Source organism: Streptomyces montanisoli (assembly GCF_017813245.1).
In the GTDB taxonomy this organism is placed as follows: domain Bacteria; phylum Actinomycetota; class Actinomycetes; order Streptomycetales; family Streptomycetaceae; genus Streptomyces; species Streptomyces montanisoli.
Genome location: NZ_JAGIQL010000399.1, coordinates 1 through 540 on the forward strand (window position 1 = coordinate 1; position 540 = coordinate 540).

The 540-nt window shown below is 67.8% G+C and carries 1 pseudogene; it reads right to left on the bottom strand.

From position 1 onward, the window contains the following. A pseudogene (locus tag JFN87_RS33345) lies at positions 1-230 on the bottom strand (IS3-like element IS1141 family transposase); the annotation flags it as partial. Between the last annotated feature and the right edge of the window lie 310 nt (positions 231-540).

Below are 540 nucleotides of genomic sequence, written 5' to 3' on the forward strand. Positions count from 1 at the left end.
GGTCCGGCCGCCTTGGTGATGTCCCAGGTGAACACCTGTGAGGGCCCGGTGGCGACCAGTTCGGGCACCACCTTGGCGGGATGGGTGGCCTGCCGTCGGCGCTCGCCGGACTGCCCCTGCTCGCGCAGGATCCGGTACATCGTCGAGACGGAGCAGTGGTAGCGGCCGGCATCCAGCTCACGGGCCCAGATCTGCGCGGGAGCCAGCTCGGCGTACTCCTCGCCGTTCATCAACTCCAGTACCGCAGCACGCTCTTCGACCGTCAGGGCTGACGGTTGGACCTGCGGGACACGTGCTTTGCGTGGTGCTACCGGGCGCAGCCGGCGGTAGTGGGTGGCCCGAGAGCGGCCGGTCAGCCGACAGGCGGCCGTGATGCCCAGCTGAGCCTCAACTCCGGTGAACGCCTCGCCCACGACAGGGCCGACGGCAGGATTCAGTCCGCGCTCTCGGAGATCATTTCCAAGAGCGCGGAAGCTTTTCCCATCACCTCGAGTGCGGCCTTGTTCCGGGCCAAGTCCTTTTGCAGCCGCTCCACCTGCT